At 59.0% G+C, this 810-nt stretch carries 2 protein-coding genes; both read left to right on the top strand.

From position 1 onward, the window contains the following. Window positions 1-387 (top strand): Hcp family type VI secretion system effector (locus AC1RMX_RS29670; protein WP_493073882.1); only part of this gene is annotated, 387 nt, incomplete at its 5' end. A gap of 126 nt (window positions 388-513) precedes the next feature. After that, window positions 514-810 (top strand): contractile injection system protein, VgrG/Pvc8 family (locus AC1RMX_RS29665; protein WP_493073880.1); only part of this gene is annotated, 297 nt, incomplete at its 3' end.

Raw genomic sequence — 810 nt, 5'->3', positions numbered from 1 at the left:
TTCACCCACGACGTGATCATCCCGCGTGACCCACAATCCGGTCAGCCAACCGGTCAGCGCGTGCACAAGCCAGTCGTGATCACCAAGGTCTACGACAAGGCTTCGCCTCTGCTGCAAGCCGCTCTGACCTCCGGCGAGCGCATGAGCGAAATCGTTATCCAGTGGTACCGCACTTCGGCGCAAGGCACCCAAGAGCACTACTACACCACCAAACTGGAAGACGCGATCATCGTCGCCATCAACAACAAAATGCACAACTGCCAGGATCCAGGCAACGCGCACTTCACCCACCTGGAAGAAGTGCAGTTCACCTACCGCAAAATCACCTGGACCCACGAAGTATCCGGTACTTCGGGTTCCGATGACTGGCGTGCTCCAGTCGTTTAATTACGGCTGATCGTTTCAAGCATCGGCCAGCTCTGCTGGTCGATGTTGTTTACGCCCTCCAGAATTTCGCGTGCGTTGATCGTCCAGCGGTCGACGAACGCCGCTGTACAGCACGAGGAACAAGGGATGTTCGCGCCGGCCAATGAAACTCACTTTGCCCTGACCATCGAAGGTCTTTCCAACGACTTTCAGGTGTTTACCCTCACCGGTCGGGAAGCCATCAGCCAGCCTTTTGTGTTCGAGGTGGAGCTGGTCAGTGAGCAGCCGTCGCTGGACCTCGAAACCCTGCTGCACAAGCCGGCCTTTTTGCAGCTGTCGCCCGACGGCAGCGGCATCCACGGCCTGATCTACCGCGCCGCGCAAGGCGATTCCGGCAAGCGCCTGACGCGCTACTCCGTGACCCTGCGCCCGCAACTGGCGTAC

It is taken from the genome of Pseudomonas sp. GW822-FHT03F04, assembly GCF_058801405.1.
The sequence above is the reverse complement of the archived record's forward strand: the minus strand, read 5'-3'. Positions and strand labels throughout refer to the sequence as shown.